Source organism: Nocardioides sp. (assembly GCF_036374615.1).
Taxonomy (GTDB): Bacteria; Actinomycetota; Actinomycetes; order Propionibacteriales; family Nocardioidaceae; genus Nocardioides.
The window spans coordinates 1-3,395 of the sequence record NZ_DASUTK010000154.1 but is presented as its reverse complement, the minus strand read 5'-3'; the positions used below and the strand labels follow the sequence as shown (position 1 = coordinate 3,395).

Below are 3,395 nucleotides of genomic sequence, written 5' to 3'. Positions count from 1 at the left end.
GCACCCTCAGGCACACGCCGCGACACTTAGGGGAATCAGACCCGGTCGACCGCGGCGTGGGTGGCGCCCCCGGCGAGCCGGGCGTAGCCGGGTCCGCGGTCGAAGAACGGCTCCGCCTCGTCACGCGACCGCGCAGCGCGTTCGGCAGCCGTGGCCTCCGCGTCGTGGCCCACGTCGTCAGCCGCGAGCGACCCGGTGAGGACGACGCCGTAGTCGCGCAGCGCGGCCTCCGCAGAGACCTTGCGCCACACCACGTCGCGGACCACCAGCGCGGGGTCGCGTCGCAGCGGGTCGCCCCAGCCGCCACCGCCGGTGGTGCGGATCCGGATCACCTCGCCGGCCCTCACCGGCTCGGCGTCCGCCAGCGCGTCCACCTCGCGCTCGTGCGGGCCACCGGGGTCGATCGTCACCTGGAACGGCGCTCCGGCCCGTCCACCCTTGACGCCCCAGCACGCGAGGATCGACCGGTCGGCGATCGACATGAAGTGCGCGTCCTTGAGCATCCGGATCTGCTTCTCGTAGCCGAGCCCGCCGCGGTACTCCCCCGCCCCGCCGGAGTCGACCGCGAGCGAGAGCGACTCGACCAGGAACGGGAACCGCGACTCGGTGAACTCGGTCGGCAGGTTCCGGGAGTCGGGTACGACGTGGATGGTGTCCTCGCCGTCGGCGTAGTAGCGGCCGCCGGAACCGCCGCCGAGCACCTCCCGCATCAGGTAGGGGCGGCCGTCGCGATCCTCGCCGTACACCCCGGTGTAGCGGATCGTCTCCTGGTCGGCCGGCATCCGGCCGTCGACCGCCTTCGCGACCACACCGGCGAGCACGCCGAGCAGTCGCAGGATCACGAACGTGCGGGCGTTGGTGGGTGCGGGGAAGACCGGTGTCAGCAGCGTGCCCGGCTCGGGGAACCGCATCTCGATCAGCGGCACCACGCCCTCGTTGACGTCGAGCTCGGCCATCCGCTCGGGGCTTTCGGCGAGGTTGCGCAGGATCGGCGCCAGCCACTTGGTGAGGAAGACGCCGTCGCTGTAGTCGCCACAGTGGTTGATCGGGCCCTTCGCCTGCGGCCCGGTGCCGTCGAAATCGAGCACCAGCCGCTCGCCGTCGGGGTCGTCCGGCGCGGTCCGGGTGAGTGTGATCCGCTGGGTGTGGAGCTTCGGCTCGTCGACGCCGTCGTGCTCGGCGTAGTCCTCCCAGGTCCAGCTCCCGACCGGGATCTGGGAGAGGATCTCGCGTCGGTAGGTGTCGGTGGTGCGGCCGATGATCGCGTCGAAGCTGGACTCGACCGCCTCGACGCCGTACCGGTTGAACATCTCGCCGAGCCGGCGGGCGCCCATCAGGCAGGCGGAGCACTCGGCGTCGAGGTCGGCGGCGAGCGACTCGGGCATGCGGGAGTTCCGCGTCATGATCGCGAGCGCGCTGCGGTTGGGGACCCCGGCGTCCCAGAGCTTGATGGGCGGCACCATCAGCCCCTCCTCGAAGACGCTCGTCGCCTGGCTCGGCATCGAGCCGGGGACCGCGCCGCCGATGTCGTCGTGGTGGCCGAACGCCTGCACGAACGCGACCACCCGGCCGCCCGACAACACCGGCACGGTCACACAGAGGTCGGGCAGGTGGCCGATCCCGCCCTCGGAGCGGTAGACGTCGTTGTGGAAGAACACGTCGCCCTCACGCATGTCCTCGATCGGGAAGTCGCGAGCCACGGGGTGGACGAGCGCGGAGTACGAGCGACCGGTCAGCTTGCGCAGCAGCCGGTCGTGGATGCCGGCGCGGAAGTCGTGCGCGTCGCGGATCATCGGGCTGCGGCTGGTGCGGGCGATGGCGGTCTCGACCTCCATCTCGACGCTCGCCAGCGAGCCCTGCACGATCTCGGTCAGCACGGGGTCGGCGCTGGCGCCCGCGTCGTCGGTCAGGAACCCGAACGGGAACCGGGTCGGCACGCGGCGGCTCATGCCCCACTCACGCTTTCGGTCGTTGAGGAGCGAGCGCCAGCGAGCGTCTCGAAACGCGTGACGATCAGGTTGCGGAACTCGTCGACCCGGGCGGTGAAGCCGGGGTGGAGCGGGACGGTCGACCCGAACTCCTCGATGATCGCGGGACCGGGCACCGTCGTCCCGGGCTCGAGGTCCTCCCGCCAGTGGACCGGCGTCTCGACGTACCCGTCGTCGGGCTCGAAGCACACCGGCCTGGTCTCCGCGCCGGTGGTTGAGGTGCGAGGTCTCGAGACGCTCGCTTCGCTCGCCCCTCGACCCACATCTCCGCGAGCCTCGAACCCCCCGGCGTCGTGGCTCCGGATCTCGGGCCGCTGGATCGGTCCGATCCCGGAGACCCGGAGGTTCACCCACTCGACCTGCTGCGTGGGGTCGTCGGCGAAGTCGTAGCCGTAGAGCGCGCGGTGCTCGGCGTGGAAGGTGTCGGCCACGGATGCGGCCGTGGCGGCGTCGAACTCGCCGTCGGGGACCGCGACGCGGACCTCGAACGCCTGGCCGAAGTAGCGGAGGTCGGCGGTGCGGTCGAACCGGTGCTGCTCGTCGGGGAAGCCTTCGGTCCGCAGCGCCTCGGCCGCCCTTCGCTCAAGCCCGGCGTACCGGCCGGCGACGTCGTCGGCGTCGAGGCGGTCGGCGAGCGTCACGTGGGTCTGCACGTAGTCGTTCTTCACGTCGACGGTGAGCAGTCCGAACGCGGACACGTTGCCGGGGTCCGGCGGGACCAGCACGGTCGGGATCCCGAGGACGTCCATCAGCCGGCACAGCAGCAGCGACCCGGAGCCGCCGAAGGTGGTGAGAGCGAAGTCGCGCACGTCGAGCCCGCGCTTGACCGTGACCTGGCGCAACGCGTTGGCCTGGTTCCACGCCGAGATCTCGAGGACGCCCACGGCGGCGGCCTCGACTGTCAGTCCGAGCTGGTCGGCCAGCTTCTCCAGGCCGGTGCGCGCCGCCTCCGGGTCGAGCGGGATCTCGCCTCCGAGCAGGTGGGGCGGGATCCGGCCGAGCACCAGGTGCGCGTCGGTGATGGTGACGGCGCCGTCCGCGCCGCCCTTGCCGTAGCAGAGCGGACCCGGGTCGGCGCCCGCGGACTGCGGCCCGACCTTGAGCGTCCCCTCGGCCGAGACGTGCGCGATCGATCCCCCACCGGCTCCCACGGTCACGACGTCGATCATCGGGATCTTCGACGGGTAGGCCCCGACGGTTCCCTCCGTGGTCAGCGTGGGCTCGCCACCGATGACGACGCTGACGTCGGTCGAGGTCCCGCCGCCGTCGCTGGTGAGGACCTTGTCGAAACCCGCGACCTGAGCGATCAGCGCCGCCCCGAGCGCCCCGGCTGCCGGGCCGGACAGCACCGTCGTGATCGGCTGGTGCACCACCTCGTCGGCGCTCAGCACACCGCCGTTGGACTTC

The 3,395-nt window shown here is 71.8% G+C and carries 2 protein-coding genes; both read right to left on the bottom strand.

Annotated features, from left to right (window positions below; all coding sequences use genetic code 11):
* Positions 1-35: 35 nt before the first annotated feature.
* A complete protein-coding gene (locus VFZ39_RS12110) occupies positions 36-1,949 on the bottom strand; it encodes a hydantoinase B/oxoprolinase family protein (protein WP_330866018.1) in 1,914 nt (637 codons plus the stop codon).
* The coding region (locus VFZ39_RS12105) for a hydantoinase/oxoprolinase family protein (RefSeq protein ID WP_330866017.1) at positions 1,946-3,395 on the bottom strand (1,450 nt) is incomplete at its 5' end. The genes VFZ39_RS12110 and VFZ39_RS12105, both read right to left, overlap by 4 nt.